Annotated in this window: 14 protein-coding genes; 3 read left to right on the top strand and 11 right to left on the bottom strand. The window is 71.9% G+C overall.

The features are described 5' to 3' along the window. Positions 1 to 87 precede the first annotated feature (87 nt). The 4 genes from rimO to phaC all read right to left on the bottom strand — a co-directional run bounded on the left by rimO (position 88) and on the right by phaC (position 4894). A complete protein-coding gene (rimO, locus tag M6I34_RS01225) occupies positions 88 to 1482 on the bottom strand; it encodes a 30S ribosomal protein S12 methylthiotransferase RimO (RefSeq protein WP_272483901.1) in 1395 nt (464 codons plus the stop codon). 139 nt (positions 1483 to 1621) lie between these two features. Continuing rightward, positions 1622 to 2179 (bottom strand): polyhydroxyalkanoate synthesis repressor PhaR, encoded by a 558-nt coding sequence (gene phaR, locus M6I34_RS01220; RefSeq protein ID WP_418953417.1) that lies wholly within the window; start codon positions 2177 to 2179, stop codon positions 1622 to 1624. Between the two features lie 4 nt (positions 2180 to 2183). Continuing rightward, positions 2184 to 2921: an acetoacetyl-CoA reductase gene (phbB, locus tag M6I34_RS01215; RefSeq protein ID WP_272483899.1), complete on the bottom strand. Its 738-nt coding sequence runs from the start codon at positions 2919 to 2921 to the stop codon at positions 2184 to 2186. A gap of 119 nt (positions 2922 to 3040) precedes the next feature. After that, the gene (phaC, locus tag M6I34_RS01210; protein WP_418953416.1) at positions 3041 to 4894 is read right to left on the bottom strand and encodes a class I poly(R)-hydroxyalkanoic acid synthase; all 1854 of its coding nucleotides are present in this window, start codon (positions 4892 to 4894) and stop codon (positions 3041 to 3043) included. Positions 4895 to 5017: 123 nt separating this feature from the next. On the opposite strand from phaC, the gene M6I34_RS01205 reads away from it, so the two are divergent. Further along, on the top strand, positions 5018 to 5296 hold the full coding sequence (locus M6I34_RS01205; protein WP_272483897.1) for a hypothetical protein: 279 nt from the start codon (positions 5018 to 5020) through the stop codon (positions 5294 to 5296). Between the two features lie 90 nt (positions 5297 to 5386). Here M6I34_RS01205 and pgeF read toward each other — a convergent pair whose 3' ends face one another. Further along, positions 5387 to 6199: a peptidoglycan editing factor PgeF gene (pgeF, locus tag M6I34_RS01200; RefSeq protein WP_272483896.1), complete on the bottom strand. Its 813-nt coding sequence runs from the start codon at positions 6197 to 6199 to the stop codon at positions 5387 to 5389. Beyond that, on the bottom strand, positions 6196 to 7302 hold the full coding sequence (locus M6I34_RS01195; RefSeq protein ID WP_272483895.1) for an RluA family pseudouridine synthase: 1107 nt from the start codon (positions 7300 to 7302) through the stop codon (positions 6196 to 6198). The genes pgeF and M6I34_RS01195 overlap by 4 nt, the downstream gene beginning before the upstream one ends. Here M6I34_RS01195 and M6I34_RS01190 point away from each other — a divergent pair. Further along, positions 7301 to 8107: an outer membrane protein assembly factor BamD gene (locus M6I34_RS01190; protein WP_272483894.1), complete on the top strand. Its 807-nt coding sequence runs from the start codon at positions 7301 to 7303 to the stop codon at positions 8105 to 8107. The two genes, M6I34_RS01195 and M6I34_RS01190, sit on opposite strands and share 2 nt — an antisense overlap. 16 nt (positions 8108 to 8123) lie before the next feature. Here M6I34_RS01190 and M6I34_RS01185 read toward each other — a convergent pair whose 3' ends face one another. Both M6I34_RS01185 and M6I34_RS01180 read right to left on the bottom strand, forming a co-directional pair. After that, positions 8124 to 10199, bottom strand: coding sequence for a DNA repair helicase YoaA (locus tag M6I34_RS01185; RefSeq protein ID WP_272483893.1), 2076 nt, complete (start codon positions 10197 to 10199; stop codon positions 8124 to 8126). Positions 10200 to 10248: 49 nt separating this feature from the next. Next, positions 10249 to 10458, bottom strand: a complete 210-nt coding sequence (locus M6I34_RS01180) for a YdcH family protein (RefSeq protein ID WP_272483892.1) — start codon at positions 10456 to 10458, stop codon at positions 10249 to 10251. A 23-nt stretch (positions 10459 to 10481) separates the two neighbouring features. Here M6I34_RS01180 and M6I34_RS01175 point away from each other — a divergent pair, with 23 nt between their 5' ends. Then, on the top strand, positions 10482 to 11267 hold the full coding sequence (locus M6I34_RS01175) for a PP2C family protein-serine/threonine phosphatase (protein ID WP_272483890.1): 786 nt from the start codon (positions 10482 to 10484) through the stop codon (positions 11265 to 11267). Here the strand turns inward: M6I34_RS01175 and M6I34_RS01170 are convergent. Genes M6I34_RS01170 through zapE form a run of 3 tightly spaced genes read right to left on the bottom strand, consistent with a single transcriptional unit; the run spans position 11252 to position 15422 of the window. Continuing rightward, positions 11252 to 12913 (bottom strand): VWA domain-containing protein, encoded by a 1662-nt coding sequence (locus M6I34_RS01170; RefSeq protein ID WP_272483889.1) that lies wholly within the window; start codon positions 12911 to 12913, stop codon positions 11252 to 11254. The two genes, M6I34_RS01175 and M6I34_RS01170, sit on opposite strands and share 16 nt — an antisense overlap. A gap of 11 nt (positions 12914 to 12924) precedes the next feature. Next, positions 12925 to 14313, bottom strand: a complete 1389-nt coding sequence (locus M6I34_RS01165) for an AAA family ATPase (protein WP_272483888.1) — start codon at positions 14311 to 14313, stop codon at positions 12925 to 12927. A 2-nt stretch (positions 14314 to 14315) separates the two neighbouring features. Next, on the bottom strand, positions 14316 to 15422 hold the full coding sequence (zapE, locus tag M6I34_RS01160; RefSeq protein ID WP_272483887.1) for a cell division protein ZapE: 1107 nt from the start codon (positions 15420 to 15422) through the stop codon (positions 14316 to 14318). Between the last annotated feature and the right edge of the window lie 2 nt (positions 15423 to 15424).

The following is a 15424-nucleotide window of genomic DNA, read 5'->3' as shown; positions in this document are numbered from 1 at the left end:
TGGATTCGGGGCCCGATTCTCGCCGCCGGCTGGCAGCACGCGAAGCAATGCCGGCTCGCGCATGAGCTCATGCGCGGCCGGAAGAAGTCAGAGCGCGGTCGCGTACAGGTCGTGCTCGTCCGCCTCGTCGATCCGCACGCGAAGGAAGGTCCCCGGCGGCGCGGCCTTGGCTTGCGCCTCGCCGGCCAGGTCCACGTAGACGAGGCCGTCGATCTCGGGGGCGTCGCCCTGCGAGCGCGCCACCGCCCGCCAGGCCTTCGCCTTGCGGTCGTGCTCGATCGCATCGACGATCACCTCGGTCTCGCGGCCGACCCATCGCCGCAGCCGGCGCTCGCTGATCGCCTGCTGCACTTCCATGAAACGCGCCTGGCGCTCGTGGCGAACCTCGTCGGGCAGCGCGCCGGGCAGCTCGTTGGCGGCGGCGCCTTCGACCGGCGAGTAGGCGAAGCAGCCCACCCTGTCGAGCTCGGCCTCACGAAGGAAGTCGAGCAGGTACTCGAACTCGGCCTCGGTCTCGCCGGGGAATCCGGCGATGAAGGTGCTGCGTATCGTCAGGTCCGGGCAGATCGCCCGCCAGGCCCGGATCCGCTCGATGTTGCGTTCGCCCGAAGCGGGCCGCTTCATCAGCTTCAGGATGCGCGGGTGCGCGTGCTGGAAGGGCACGTCCAGGTAGGGCAGCACCTTTCCCTCGGCCATCAGCGGCAGCACCTCGTCGACGTGCGGGTACGGGTACACGTAGTGCAGCCTGACCCAAGCGCCCAGCTGCGCGAGCTCCTTCACCAGCTCGGTCATCCGGGTGCGCACCGGCCGGCCATTCACGAAACCGGTCCGGTACCTGACGTCCACCCCGTAGGCGCTGGTGTCCTGCGAGATCACCAGCAGCTCCTTGACGCCGCTGCGCACCAGCGCCTCGGCCTCGCGCACCACCTCGCCGATCGGCCGGCTGACCAGGTCGCCGCGCATCGACGGGATGATGCAGAAGCTGCAACGATGATTGCAGCCCTCGGAGATCTTCAGGTAGGCGTAGTGCTTCGGCGTCAGCTTGATGCCCGCCTCCGGCACCAGGTCGGTGAACGGGTCGTGCGGCTTCGGCAGGTGCGCGTGCACGTGCGTCATCACCTCGTCGGCCGCGTGCGGGCCGGTGACGGCCAGCACCTTCGGATGCACCTGCTCGACCAGCTTGCCGCCGCCCTCGCCGGTGCGGGCGCCCAGGCAGCCGGTCACGATCACCTTGCCGTTCTCGGCCAGCGCCTCGCCGATCGCGTCGAGCGACTCCTGCACCGCCTCGTCGATGAAGCCGCAGGTGTTGACGACCACCAGGTCCGAGCCGGCGTAGTCGCCGGCGATGTCGTAGCCCTCGGCGCGCAGCTGGGTGATGATCCGCTCCGAGTCGACCAGCGCCTTCGGGCAGCCGAGCGAGACGAAGCCGACCTTCGGCGCCCTGGGCGGCCGGCGGCGGGTCGAACGGACGGGTTCGGTCATTTGAGCCTCGGATCGGGTCGGCGCCGGGACACCGCAGCCAGCGACTCGCGCTGGGCCCGGGCCCGGCCGCAATGAAAAACGCCGCCCGGTCGGGCGGCGTGCGGACGAGAGCGGATTGTATCGCGCCGCGCTGCCGGGGCTACTTGCGCTCCGGCGGCTCGGGCGGCGTGCCCGCGAACGGGAAGTTCTGGAACATGTTGCGGGTCTGCTGCTGCATCTGCTCCTGCATCTGCACGAACAGGTTCTTGCTCTGCTCGATGTAGTTGCCCATCATGGCCTGGACCATCGGCGCCTGCATCGACATGAACTGCGCCCAGAGCTCCGGGTTCGGCATGCCCTTCGGGTCGTAGAAGCCCTTGGACTGCTCCTGCATCTTGTTCTGGATCTCGACGAAGGCCTGCATCGTCTTCTCCAGGTAGGTGCCCATCATTCCCTGCATCGCGTGACCGTAGAACCGGATGATCTGCGCGAGCATCGGCGAGGAGAAGAGCGGCGTGCCGCCCGCCTCCTCCTCGAGGATGATCTGCAGCAGGATGCTCCGGGTCAGGTCCTCCGAGCTCTTCGCGTCGACGACCTTGAAGTCCTCGTTCGCCAGCACCAGCTGCTTGACGTCGGCCAGCGTGATGTAGGCACTGGTCTGCGTGTCGTAGAGCCGGCGATTCGGGTACTTCTTGATCAGTCGCATGGCGTTCGCCATTTCCTCACCCCATGTGCAGGCCGCCGTTGCACGAGAAGTCGGCCCCGGTGGTGAATCCCGCGTCGTCGGTGGTCAGCCAGCTGCAGATCGAGCCGATCTCCTCGGCCTTGCCGAGCCGGCGCACCGGGATGGTCTGGATGATCTTCTCGCGGACGTCCTCGCGAACCGCCATGACCATGTCGGTCGCGATGTAGCCGGGCGACACGGTGTTGACCGTGACCCCCTTGCTGGCGACCTCCTGGGCCAGCGCCATCGTGAAGCCGTGCATGCCGGCCTTGGCCGCAGAATAGTTGGTCTGGCCGAACTGCCCCTTCTCGCCGTTGACCGACGAGATGTTGATGATGCGGCCCCAGCCCTTGTCGAGCATGCCGTCGATCACCTGCTTGGTGACGTTGAACAGCGAGTTCAGGTTGGTGTCGATGACCGAGCGCCAGTCGTCGAGCGACATCTTGCGGAAGACGCCGTCGCGCGTGATCCCGGCGTTGTTCACCAGGATGTCGATCGGGCCGATCTCGGCCTTGACCTTGTCGAAGGCCGCCTTGGTCGAGTCCCAGTCGGCGACGTTGCCGACCGACGCGTGAAAGGTGTAGCCCTCGGCCTTCTGCTCGCCGAGCCACTTGTCGAAGTTGCGGGTCGGCCCGCAGCCGGCCACCACGGTGTAGCCCATGTCGTGGAACTTTCGGCAGATCGCCGTACCGATTCCGCCCATTCCGCCCGTCACGTAGGCGATCTTCTTGGTCATCGTCATCCTCTGCTTCGGTTATTCGGTGAGGTCGGCGGCGCGGCGAACTCGCGCCTCCTTTCGGAGCGCCGCACCCGGCGCCTGCGCGCCGCGGTTCGGGCCCCGGGCCGTTGCACCGTTCACTCGGCCTTCTTCTTAACGTAGCTGCCCGGCGCCGGCTCGATCGGCCGGTGCTTCGCGTTGCCCGGCGCGGTCGGCGCGGGCCTGAGCCCTCCGCTGAACTGCGCGAGCCACTGGCCCCAGTCCGGCCACCAGCTGCCGCGATGCTCGGTCGCGCCGTCGAACCAGTCCTCGGCCTGCTGGGGCAGCGAGTCGTTGGTCCAGTGGCTGCGCTTGTTCGGCGCTGGCGGGTTGATCACGCCGGCGATGTGGCCGCTGGCGCCCAGCACGAAGCGGTTCTGTCCCTTCAGCAGGCGGGTGGACTCGTACGCGCCCTGCCAGGGCACGATGTGGTCCTCGCGCGAGCCGTAGATGTAGGTGGGCACCTCGATCGCGCCGAGGTCCACCGGCACGCCGCAGACCCGAAGCCGGCCGGGAATCCTGAGCTCGTTCTGCAGGTAGGTGTGCCGCAGGTACCAGCAGAACATCGGACCCGGCAGGTTCGTGCTGTCCGCGTTCCAGTAGAGCAGGTCGAAGGCCGGCGGGTCTTCGCCCTTCAGGTACTTGCTGACGACGTAGTTCCAGACCAGGTCGTTGGGGCGCAGGAAGTTGAAGGTGGTGGCCAGCTCGCGGCCAGGCATGATGCCGCCGCCGCCGATCGTGCGCTCCCGGAAGGCGACGAAATTCTCGTCGATGAACACGCCGATCGTGCCCGGCCGCGAGAAGTCGAGGAAGGTGGTCAGCAGCGTCATCGACTCGATCAGCCGCTCGCCGCGCCCGGCCAGGACGGCGGCCGCCGTGCCGAGCAGCGTGCCGCCCACGCAGAAGCCGAGCACGTTGATCCGGTCGACGTCGGCGATCTCGCGCGAGCGCCGGATCGCCTCGATCACGCCGTGCTCGATGTAGTCGTCCCAGGTGAGGCCGCCCTGCTCGGCGTCCACGTTCCGCCAGGACAGCATGAACACCGTGTGTCCCTGCGCGACCGCCCAGGCGACCACCGAGTTCGCCGGCTGCAGGTCGAGGATGTAGTACTTGTTGATGCAGGGCGGCACCATCAGCAGCGGCCGGCGCGCGACCTGCGCGGTGGTGGGCGCGTACTGGATCAGCTGGAACAGTTCGTTCTGGTAGACGACGCTGCCGGGCGTCGTGGCCATGTTCCGGCCGACCTCGAAGACGGTTTCGTCGGTGTGCGAGATCCGGCCCTTCTGCAGGTCGTCGAGCATGTGGCGGACGCCGTGCATCAGGCTCTCGCCGCGGGTCTCGAGCAGCTTGCGCTGCGCCTCGGGGTTCGTGGCCAGGTAGTTGGCCGGCGACATCGCGTCGATCCACTGCTGCGTCGCGAACCGGATCCGCTCCTGCGTCTTCGGGTCGGCGTCGACCGACTCGGCGAGCTTGCGCATGAACTCGGCGTTCAGCAGGTAGAGGTTGGCGGTCCAGCCGAACATGCCGGCCTGCCAGGCGTCTCCGGAGAAGCGCCGGTCCGCCGGCTGCTGGCCCGACGCGCCCGACATCATCTCGCCGAGCCGTGCCAGGTACTCGGCCTGCAACTCGGCCAGGCGATCGGGCGTGACGTGCGGCGGCTGCGGCATCGGGGCGGCACCGCCCGCCCCGGCCTCCCCCGCGCTCGCGCCGTCCGCCCGCGCTGCGGCGCCCCTGGCCGCCCCGGAAGCCTTGGACGCCCCGCGCGCCTTGGGCGCGCTGCCCGCCTTCGTGGTGCCGCCTGCCTTCGCGGAGCGAGACGCCGACGAGGACTTCCGCGACTTGGCCGGAGCGGTTCCGGCAGCCTCGGTCGCGCTCCGCTGCGCGGGCGCGCGACGCTTGCGCGCAGGCGCCTCGCCCGCGGCTTCGGAAGTCCCCCGTGTCTTGCCAGGCATCCAGCCCTCCCTTGGTTCGGCTGCAGGTATCTTTAAGGCATTCTGCACTGCGCCGGTCATTTGTCAACGCGAGCGCCCGGCCGTGAAAGGGCTTGCGCGCCGCACCCCGATACGAGAATTCCGATGTACATCGTCGCCATCGCGTGGATCTACGTCACCCTGCTGATGGCGCTGACCGAGACCTCGTTCGTGGCCGGTGTGGCCACCTTCCTGTTCTACGGCCTGTTCCCGCTGTCGATCCTGCTGTGGCTGATGGGCACCCCCGAGCGGCGACGCCGGCGGCAACGCGCGGCGTCGGCCGAGGCCGGCGCGAAGGCCGGCGGCGGCGAGGCGAGCGAGCAGTCGCCCGGAGCGACGACGCCCGCCGCCCCTCCAGCGGAACCGCCGCGTCCAGTCCGATGAGCAGCGACGTCCCGGCAGAACGGGACATTCCCGCCCTGCCCCGGTCCTCGACCCATGCCAGGCTCGGTCCTCGATCCAGACCGGGCTTGCTCAGTCCTCGATCCAGACCAGGCTGGCCATCCGCCCGCCCTCGGCCCGCCGCCGATACGACCAGAAGCGCTCGCTGTCGGTCCAGGTGCAGAAGCCGCCGCCGTCGACCCGATGCACGCCGGCGCGCGCCAGCCTGCGGCGCGCCAGCGCGTACAGGTCGGCCTGCCACTTGCCGGCGCGCGCGCCCGGTTCGAAGGCCTCGCCCGAACCGGGATCGCCTGCCAGGAACGCCTCGCGCACCTCGTCGCCGACCTCGAACGCGGCCTGCCCGATGCCCGGGCCCAGCCACGCGAGGACCTGCGCGTCGTCCGGCAGCAGCGCGCGCATCGCCTGCACGGTGCGCTCGAGCACGCCGGCGGCGAGCCCGCGCCATCCGGCGTGGGCGGCGCCGACCGCGCGGCCGCGCGAATCGGCGAACAACACCGGCAGGCAGTCGGCGGTCAGCACCGCGAGCACGACACCCGGCCGGTCCGTGACCGCCGCATCGGCGATCGGTTCGTCCCCGACGGCACCGCCGCCGATCGCCACGTGAACGTCCACGCCGTGGACCTGCCTGAGCCAGACGGGTTCGGCCGGCAGCACCGCGGAGAGCCGTCGCCGGTTCTCGCCGACTGCGGCCGGATCGTCGCCGCAGCGCGCGCCCAGGTTCAGGCCGCCGGGACGGTCGCCGTGAAGCCCCCAGGCGCCGGTGCTGACCCCGCCGGCCCGACCGGTGACGAAGCCACGCACCGGCGGCGGCGCGGGCCAGTCGGGCACGACCGCGGCCAGTCCGCGCCACGGCGCTCCGGACGTCTCGACGCTTCGCCCGGTCATCGCTTCGCTTCCTCGCCCTTGCGCGCGGCCGGCTCGGCGTGCGGCGCGCCCGCCCGCGCGGCTTGCGGCAACGCCGATTCGTCGATTCCCGCGCGAGCCAGCAGCGCGCGCAGGTCCTCGGGCGGTGGCGACACCCAGGCGCAGGCGCGCGCATCGACCGGATGGCTGAGCGACAGGCGCCAGGCGTGGAGGGCCTGCCGGCCGAAGCCGGCCAGCGCGGGGCCGCCGTAGAGCGTGTCGCCGACCAGCGGAAATCCCGCATGCGCCATGTGAACGCGAATCTGGTGGGTGCGGCCGGTGTCCAGCCGGCACTCGACCAGGGACACCGGCCTGCCGTCGATCCGGCCCGCGGCGAGCGCGGCGAAGTGCGTGCGCGCGGACCGGCCGCGCGCCGGCGCGACCACGGCCATCCGCACGCGCACCCTGTCGTCGCGCCCGATCGGCGCATCGACCGTTCCCTGGCCGGGCGGCACGCCGGCCACGATCGCCAGGTAGCGCCGTCCCATGCTCCGGTCGGCGAGCTGCGCGGCCAGCGCCGACATCGCCTGCTCGGTGCGCGCCACGACCATCAGCCCGCTGGTGTCCTTGTCGAGGCGGTGCACGATGCCGGCCCTGGGCAGCGCCGCGAGCGCCGGATCGAGGTGCAGCAGGCCGTTGAGCAGGGTACCTCGCCAGTTGCCCGCCGCCGGGTGCACGACCAGGCCCGCGGGCTTGTCGATCACGATCAGGGATTCGTCGCGCCAGACCACCGCGACCGGCACCGGCTCGGCGACGAAGGCGCCGTCGGCCTCGCGAGGCTGGGGCTCGACGACGATCGTCTCGAAGCCGCCCAGCTTCGTGCTCGGCGAGCTCGCGCGCCCGTCGCAGCGCACCGCGCCGAGCTCGATCCAGCGCTGAATTCGCGTCCGGGAGACGTCGCCGAAGGCTGCGGGCAAGCGGCCGGAGAGATGCGCGGCCAGGAAGCGATCGAGCCGCTCGCCGCGCCCGCCCGCGGCGTCGAGCACGATCGGCTCCGCCTCGGATGCGCCAGGCTCGTCGCCGGCCTCGAAATCGTCTGCTTCCGGCCAGGGGTCGGCCCCTGCCTTGGCTATAATCGTCTTCATGAAATCGACAGCGTTCCGGCTTCGCGCGGTGCTCGCCGCGATGGTTGTGGCACTCGCCGCCTGCGGCACCAGCAATGCGCCGGATCCCACGCTCGGCTGGTCTCCCGACCGATTATATGCAGAGGCCAAGGAGGAAATGGCCTCCGCCAACTATCCGCGCGCGGTCCAGATCCTCGAGAAGCTCGAGTCGCGCTACCCTTTCGGCCGATGGGCGCAGCAGGCGCAGCTCGAGATCGCCTGGGCCCACTACAAGGACGGCGAGCGCGCGCTCGCGCTGGCCGCGATCGACCGCTTCCTGCGGCTGCACCCCGAGCACCCGGCGCTGGACTACGCGCTCTACCTGAAAGGGCTGATCAACTTCAACGAGCAGCAGGGCCTGATCGCCTGGCTCGGCGGGCAGGACCTCGCCGAGCGCGACCTGCAGGCCGCGCGCGAGTCATTCGACTCCTTCAAGCAGCTGGTCACCCGCTTCCCTCAAAGCAAGTACGCGGCCGACGCCGAGGCCCGGATGACCTACCTGGTCGGGTCGATGGCCCGCGGCGAGATGCTGATCGCCCGCTACTACTTCCAGCGCGGCGCCTACGTGGCGGCCGCCAACCGCGCGCAGGAGGTGGTCCGGAAGTACCAGCAGGCGCCGGCCGTCGAGGACGCGCTCGCGATCCTGGTGCTGTCCTACGACAAGCTCGAACTGAACGACCTGCGCGACGACGCGAAGCGCGTGCTCGATCGCAACTTCCCGGACAGCGAGGCGCTGGAGCGCGTCGCTGCCAGCGACGATCGTCGCTGGTGGCAGGTCTGGCGCTGAGCGCGCCACGCTGCCTTCAGCCCGCGTCCGCAGGCTGCGCTTCTTCCCTTAGCCAGGCCAGCGCCTCGTCCGCGTCTCGGGTGATGCCGAAGGGCGGCAGGCTGCGGACCAGGCTGCGGCCGTAGCCGCGGCTCACGAGCCGCTCGTCGCACACCACCAGCAGGCCGCGGTCGGTCTCGGAGCGGATCAGGCGCCCCGCGCCCTGCTTCAGGGCCATCGCCGCCGCCGGCAGCTGCAGCTCGCGGAACGGATCGCCGCCGCGACGGCGCATCGCTTCGATCCGGGCGCGCAGCACCGGATCGTCGGGCGGCGCGAAGGGCAGCTTGTCGATGACGACCAGCGACAGCTGGCGGCCGGCCACGTCGACCCCCTCCCAGAAGCTCGCGCTGCCGACCAGCACCGGCCGCTCGGCAGCGCGGAACCTCTCCAGCAGGGCCGCCCGCGGCGCGCTGCCCTGCACCAGCAGCTCCAGCGGCTCGTCCTGGCGGTCCGCGCGCTCGCGCAGCAGCGCGGCGACACGGTCGACCATCCGCAAGCTGGTGCACAGCACGAAGGCGCGCCCCGCGTTCGCCTCGAGCAGCGGCCAGCAGGTCTCGACCAGCCGCTCGGCGAAGCCCGGGCTGCCCGGATCGCCGCAGCCCCGCGGCACGAAGAGCCTGGCGTTGTTCGCGTAGTCGAAGGGGCTGCCGAGCTGCAGGGTCGTCGCGTCGGGCATGCCGATCGCGTCGGTGAAGTGTCCGAAGTCGCCGGCGACCGAAAGCGTCGCCGACACGAAGATCCAGGCGCGCACCGCCTGTTCGCGATGGCGACGCATCGCCGGCGCGACCGAAAGCGGGGTGGCGTGCAGGACCACGCCGGCCTGGTGCACCTCGCTCCAGATGACCGCCTCGCCGGGATCGTCGGCGAGCTCGGCCGGCGCCGCGCCGGCGTCGCCCGCGGTTGCCCCGCCGGCGCCCGCGGCGTCGTCCGGCCAGGCAGGCTCGACAGCCTCGCCGGAGCGGTCCAGCATCGCGAGCCACTGTGCCAGCCGTCGATGGAGCTCGGCGCCGCGCAGCGCAAGCCGGGCCAGGTCGCGGCTGCGCTGCGCCGCGGCCATCAGCAGGTCGTCGGTCCGCTCCAGCACCGAGAGCAGCGCGTCGAGCGCCTGCCGCTGCTCGCGGTCGGCGCGCAGCTGCGGGGCGTCGCGCCGGCCGGGCCTGCCGGCCGCCAGCCGCCACACGCGCACCGCCTGCTCCAGCTCGCCGACCGCCTTCGTCCAGTCGCAGGCGTCGCGCGCGTCCGCGATGCCTATCCTGAGCAGGTCTCGCGCGAAATCGCCGAGCTGGCGGGTGCCGAGGCTGCGGCCGAAGAACTGCACCGCGATCTCCGGCAGCTGGTGCGCCTCGTCGAAGACGATCGCGCTCGCGCTGGGCAGCAGCTCCGAAACCCCTTCGTCGCGCAGCGCCATGTCGGCGCAGAACAGGTGATGGTTCACCACGACGACGTCGGCTTGCTGCGCCGCCTGCCGGGCCCGGAAGACGAAACAGCGGTCGAGATCGGGACAGTCCTGCCCCAGGCAGTTCTCCCTGGTCGACGTCGCCTTCGCCCAGATCGGCGAATCCTCCGGGATGCCCGGCGCCTCGGCCCGGTCGCCGCTGGCGGACACCGCCGCGAAGCGCTCGATCCGGCGCAGCAGCGCGATGTCCTCGCGCCGCTCGAAGCGGCCCTCTTCCAGGTTGCGGCGCAGGTGGTGGTGGCAGACGTAGTTCGAGCGCCCCTTCAGCAGCGCCGTACGCAGCCCCAGCCCGAGCGCGTCGCGCACCGCCGGCAGGTCGCGGCGAAAGAGCTGGTCCTGCAGGGTGCGGGTGCCGGTGCTGACCAGCACCCGCCCGCCCGACAGCAGCGCCGGCACCAGGTAGGCGAAGGTCTTGCCGGTGCCGGTCCCGGCCTCGGCCACCAGCGTCTCGCCGCGGGCGATCGCCTGCGCGACGGCGATCGCCATGCGGCGCTGGCCCTCGCGCGCGACGAAGCCCGGTTGTGCCCGGTCGAGCGGGCCGTCCGGATCGAAGGCCCCGGCCACGCGGTCGGCGAAATCTGGATCGTGGGAAGACAAGGGGGAAGCGGGCGGCGCGAGAGGACCGGAGCGGCCGCTCGCAAGAAGGTCAGGCAGGCACGTCGGGCACCAGCTGCATCTGCAGCAGGGTGATCGTGTCCTTGATCTGGAGCTTGCGCTTCTTGAGCCTGCGCAGCTGCAGTTCGTCGAAGCGGGGCTCGCGTCCCAGCGCGTCGATCATCGCGTCGAGCCCGCGATGCTCGAGCTGGAGCTCGGCGATGCGTCGCTGGATCGATTCTGGGCTGCGGTCGTCAGGCATGGTATCGACTAATATTCTGCACCATGCGCGTCAGCGAATCCAGCCTGCCCGGCCTCCAGGTCGTCGCCTGCACCGGCCAGCACCGAGGCGACCGCAGCGAGCAGCAGGATCGCGTCGCGGTGCTGCAGGGCCGCCAGGCCCAGCGCTGCGCGCTCGGGCTGCTCGCCGACGGACTCGGGGGGCGCAGCGGCGGCGCGCTGGCGGCCGAGAACGTGATCCTGGCGGCCCAGAACTGCTTCGACCGCTTCGCGCCGGCCGAGGAGTCGCCCGAGGGCTTCTTCGCCACGCTGGTCGCCGAAGTCCACGCCGTGGTCAAGCTCGCTGCGCTGGCCACCGACAAGGAGCCGCACAGCACCTTCGCGTCGGTGCTCGTGCAGCCCGGCAGGGTCGACTGGTGCCACGTGGGCGACAGCAGGATCTATCACTTCCGCGGCACCGAGCTGCGCCACTGCACCGCCGACCACAACTACGCGTGGCAGCTGGTATCCGAAGGCAAGTCCACGCCCGAGCGCGCGCGGCTTCACCCGTCCGCGCAGATGCTGGTGAACTCGATCGGCGGCCTGCGCAAGCCCTGGCCGGACATCGGCGGCATCGACGACCCCTGCCCGGAGGACAGCTTCCTGCTGTGCTCCGACGGTCTCTGGGCCTACTTCCACCCCGAGGAGCTCGCCGAGATCATCGTGTCGATGTCGTGCCGCGACGCCGCCGCGCGCCTGATCGAGCTGGCCCGCAAGCGCGCCCGCGGCCGCGGCGACAACTGCTCGCTGGTGCTGATGCGGCTGGGCGGCGGCACTCAGCCGGCCGGCTGATCCGGATCCTCCGCCTGATCCGGGCTCTCCGCCTGATCCGGGCCCGCCGGCCGATCAGGCTCGGGCGATCGCGCCGGCTCGGGCGATCGCTCCGGGTCGGGCGGCCGCATCGACGCATTCGGGAAGTACAGGCGGGTCAGGCGGCTGTCGTGCACCGGCGACTCGATTTGCGCATGACGCTGGCCGAAGCGGCGCCAGTCGCGCACCCAGAAGACCTCGTCGGCGACCTCGCGCAAGCCGATCGTCTCGCGGTCGCCGATCAGCACGCCCTGCACCCGCAGGCCCAGCCGCTCGCGGGCGGCACGCAGCCGGTCGAGCAGCGCCGAGGTGGCGCCGAACTCGCCGTCGGAGGCGATCAGCAGGTCGGCCTGGCGCCAGGCGCCGGTCTCGAGCAGGTCCAGCGCGCGTTCCACCGGATCGACGATGTCGGTGCCGCCGTGGAAGCTGCTCGCCAGGAAGTCCGCGAGCCGCTCGAGACCGTCGGCGTCGGCGCCGAGCTCGAGCTGGCGCAGGTCGCCGGGGCCGCTGAAGGCCAGCAGCAGGCAGGCCCGCCGCTCTCGCGCCGCGGTGCGCATCGCCTCGAAGACCATCGCCTTGCCGACCTGCTCGGGACCGCCAGCCATCGACGCAGAGGTGTCGACGCACAGGATCATCGGCCCCGCCTCCAGCCGGGCCCGCGGCGCCGGCTGCGAGCGCGAGGCCACCGCCGGCGCCTCGATCATCCGGAACTCGGCGACGAACTGCCGATGCTGGTAGGCCAGCAGCGACTGCTCGGCCAGCCGGGCCGCGAACAGCCGGCGAAGCCGGCGGGCCCGTCCGGGCGTCATCGCGGCGCCCGGCCTCGCGACCGCCTCGTGCCCGGCGCGGCGCCGGCTGCGCAGCCAGTCGGCCGCTTCGCTGGCGACCAGGCGCGACAGGTCTCCCGCCCGGCGGATCCCCTCGATCTCGACCGCCGCGCCGGGGATCTCGACGTCCACGCGGCGTCGCGCCCACTGCCTTGCCGCCGCGTCGTCGGTCACGGTCGCGCTGTCGCGAAGCTCGATCTCGTGCTCGGGCCGCACGCGCCCCAGCCGCCTGATCAGCGCGGCCAGCCCGGGCAGGCGCTGCAGCGTCGCGTGCGTGTCGAGCACGGACTGCCAGCGCTCGTCGCGCAACAGGCCCCTGACACGGGACCAGTTCGCCAGGCTGGCCAGGCCGTCGAGCGACTCGAAGAGCCGCAGGACCGCCTTCAGGTCGGCCGACTCGGTCGTCCAGTCCTCGACGAAGGCATCGGCGCAGGCCCGGGCCGCCTCGGCGCGGCCCAGGCGGGAGGCGATCGCGGCCAGCCGGTCCAGGTGCCACAGCATGCTTCGCAGCACCTGGTCGGTCACTTCCTCGTGACGACGGCACAGTGACGGCAGGTCCAGCCGCTCGAACGCCGCGGCGAAGGCTTCCGTGACGTCCGCGGCCGGCCAGCGATCGTCGGCGCGCCTCGGCTCAGCGCCGGCGAGCAGTCGCTCGCGCCAGTCGGCCAGCGCCGCGAGCCGCTCGGGCAGGCTGCCCTCCCCGTTGACGATCGCCGGAAGCCAGAGCCGGCGATGCAGCCTGTCCAGCCCGGCGTAGCGACGCTCGAGCGCAAGCCGGTCGAGCGCCAGCGGATCGTCCACCGGCGCCCTGCTCAGCTGCCGACTGCCACCGGCGCGGGCGCACGGCCGTCGTCGTCGTCGGCCAGCGGCAGCGCGGCGAAGGCCGCGCGGATGCCGGCGAGCCGCTCGCGCAGGCCGGCGACCGTGGCGGCATTGGCCGCCAGCACCTGCCCGATGCGCGCCACGAAGGCCGGCGTGAGCCAGGGATGCCGGCCCAGTCGCGCCGCGACCCTGTCGCGGTGGCCGGCGGCCTGCCCTGCGAAAGCGTCGAAGTCGGCGAGCGCCGCGTCGATCTGCGCGATGCGCGCGCGGATGTGGGTCGCACCGTAGCGCTTGCGCCGGCTGAAGGCGGAGAGACGCGGCGCGGCGCCGGACATCGTCTCGGCCTCGGCGCCGCCGACCTTCTGCACCAGGGAGAGCTTGCCGGAATCGTCGAAGGCCAGCTCGGTGGCGCCCTGCTCCAGCTCGATCTGCTTCTCGAAGGCCTCGACGATCCGCGCCGCCCGCACCGGCTCGAGCGGCGCGTCGGCGCCCAGGCGAGCGAGCAGCCACTGCTCGACCTGCTCGACCTGGTCCGCCCGCTCGGGCAACACGTACTTGAGCAGCAGCAGGTCGTCGAGGCCCACCTCGTCGCGCCCTGCGGTCGCGGCCGCGACCCGCAGCAGCTGCGCGGCGCGCACCCAGCGCCGGTCCGACACCGGCAGGTTCCAGTCGCGAGCCTGCCTGCGCAGCGCCCCGAGCGTGGCGACGACGGGCGGCGGAAGCGCGACGCCGGCGGCCTCGCGCCGGGCCGCCTGCAGCTCCCCTGCATCGAGTCGCGGCGGCGACGGCGATGCGTCCGGCGCGTCCGCGCCGGCGCCCGCCCCGAGCAGCTCGCCGAAGGCCTCGTCGCCGACCGGCTCGACGAAGCAGCGGACCAGGAAGCGGTCGAGGAAGGCCCGCAGCGCCTCGTCGTCCGGTATCTCGTTGGTGGCCCCGACCAGCGCGACCAGCGGCGTGGCGATCCGCTGGGAGCCCTGGTCGAAGACCCGCTCGTTCAGCAGCGCGAGCAGCGCGTTCAGGATCGCGGAGTTCGCCCGGAACACCTCGTCGAGGAAGGCGACCGACGCGTCCGGCAGGTAGCCGGACACGTCGCGCTCGTAGCGCCCCTCGTCGAGCGCGGCCAGCGACATCGGCCCGAAGACCTCCTCGGGCACGGTGAAGCGGGTGAGCAGGCGCTCGAACCAGCGGCCGCCGACCACCCGGTGCAGGCGGCGCGCGAGCTCGCTCTTGGCGGTTCCGGGCGGCCCGACCAGCAGCATGTGCTCGCCGGCGAAGGCCGCCAGCAGCAGCAGGCGGGCGGGCTCGTCGCGCTCGACCAGCCCGCAGGACAGCTCGGACACCAGCGCGGCGATCCGTTCGGTGGACGGCACCGCGACCATCGTCAGCCCGCCGCGCCCAGCGCGGCGCCTTCCTCGCGCCGCGGCGCCTCGAGGTACTCGCGCGACTGCATCTCGACCAGCCGGCTCACCGTGCGGTGGAACTCGTTGGCGAACGAGCCCTCGGTATAGAGCTGCTCCGGCGGGCAGGCGGCCGACACGATCAGCTTCACGCGACGGTCGTAGAGCACGTCGACCAGCCACACGAAGCGGCGCGCCTGCGAGGCCATGTTCGCGCCCATCTTCGGCACGCCGGACAGGATCACCGTGTGGAACAGGCTGGCCAGTTCCAGGTAGTCGTTCTGCGAGCGCGGGCCGCCGCAAAGCGTGTCGAAGTCGAACCAGACCGCGCCGCCGGCCCGCCTGAGCGCGCGCAGCTCGCGGTTCTCGATCAGCATCTGCGGGTTCTCGTCGTGGGCCTCGGCCACCGCGACGAAGGCCTGCTCGAGCGCCGCGCGGGCGGCCGCGTCGTCCGGCCAGTGATAGGCCTGGACCTGCGCCATCGAGCGCCGGCGGTAGTCGACCCCGGCGTCGACGTTGACCACGTCGACGTGCTCGCGGATCAGCGCGATCGCCGGCAGCACCCGGTCGCGGTGCAGGCCCTCGGGATACAGCGCGTCGGGGTGGTAGTTCGAGGTCATCACGAAGGTGACCCCGTGCGCGAACAGGCCCCGCATCAGCCGCTCGAGGATCATCGCGTCGGCGATGTCCGACACGTGGAACTCGTCGAAGCAGATCAGCCGGTAGCGCCTGGCCACGCGCTCGGCGACCGCGTCGAGCGGGTCGGCCGTGCCCTTCAGCTCCTCGAGCTCGCGGTGCACCCCGCGCATGAACTCGTGGAAGTGCAGCCGGGTCTTGCGCACCACCGGGACCGCCTCGTAGAAGCAGTCCATCAGGAAGCTCTTGCCGCGCCCCACCCCGCCGTACATCCAGACGCCGCGCGGCACCGCGGGCCGGTTGATCAGCCGCTTGAGCCGGGTCGAGCGCTTCGCCTTGAACACGACCAGTTCGTCGTGCATCCGCTGCAGCCGCTCGATCGCCGCGAGCTGCGCGGCGTCGGCCTGGTAGCCTCGCCGCGCCAGCTCCGCGCGCCAGGTCTGGACGACGCCCATCG

It is taken from the genome of Zeimonas sediminis (genome assembly GCF_023721795.1).
Classification (GTDB): Bacteria; Pseudomonadota; Gammaproteobacteria; order Burkholderiales; family Burkholderiaceae_E; genus Zeimonas; species Zeimonas sediminis.
Note: the sequence above shows the minus strand (reverse complement) of the source record. Positions and strands in the feature narration are given on the sequence as shown.

What these genes read in the sequence shown, in the direction of transcription:
- rimO (WP_272483901.1), bottom strand. Translation starts at nt 1,482, where the DNA reads ATGACCGAACCCGTCCGTTCGACCCGCCGCCGGCCGCCCAGGGCGCCG.
- phaR (WP_418953417.1), bottom strand. Translation starts at nt 2,179, where the DNA reads ATGGCGAACGCCATGCGACTGATCAAGAAGTACCCGAATCGCCGGCTC.
- phbB (WP_272483899.1), bottom strand. Translation starts at nt 2,921, where the DNA reads ATGACCAAGAAGATCGCCTACGTGACGGGCGGAATGGGCGGAATCGGT.
- phaC (WP_418953416.1), bottom strand. Translation starts at nt 4,894, where the DNA reads ATGCCTGGCAAGACACGGGGGACTTCCGAAGCCGCGGGCGAGGCGCCT.
- M6I34_RS01205 (WP_272483897.1), top strand. Translation starts at nt 5,018, where the DNA reads ATGTACATCGTCGCCATCGCGTGGATCTACGTCACCCTGCTGATGGCG.
- pgeF (WP_272483896.1), bottom strand. Translation starts at nt 6,199, where the DNA reads ATGACCGGGCGAAGCGTCGAGACGTCCGGAGCGCCGTGGCGCGGACTG.
- M6I34_RS01190 (WP_272483894.1), top strand. Translation starts at nt 7,301, where the DNA reads ATGAAATCGACAGCGTTCCGGCTTCGCGCGGTGCTCGCCGCGATGGTT.
- M6I34_RS01195 (WP_272483895.1), bottom strand. Translation starts at nt 7,302, where the DNA reads ATGAAGACGATTATAGCCAAGGCAGGGGCCGACCCCTGGCCGGAAGCA.
- M6I34_RS01180 (WP_272483892.1), bottom strand. Translation starts at nt 10,458, where the DNA reads ATGCCTGACGACCGCAGCCCAGAATCGATCCAGCGACGCATCGCCGAG.
- M6I34_RS01175 (WP_272483890.1), top strand. Translation starts at nt 10,482, where the DNA reads ATGCGCGTCAGCGAATCCAGCCTGCCCGGCCTCCAGGTCGTCGCCTGC.
- M6I34_RS01165 (WP_272483888.1), bottom strand. Translation starts at nt 14,313, where the DNA reads ATGGTCGCGGTGCCGTCCACCGAACGGATCGCCGCGCTGGTGTCCGAG.
- zapE (WP_272483887.1), bottom strand. Translation starts at nt 15,422, where the DNA reads ATGGGCGTCGTCCAGACCTGGCGCGCGGAGCTGGCGCGGCGAGGCTAC.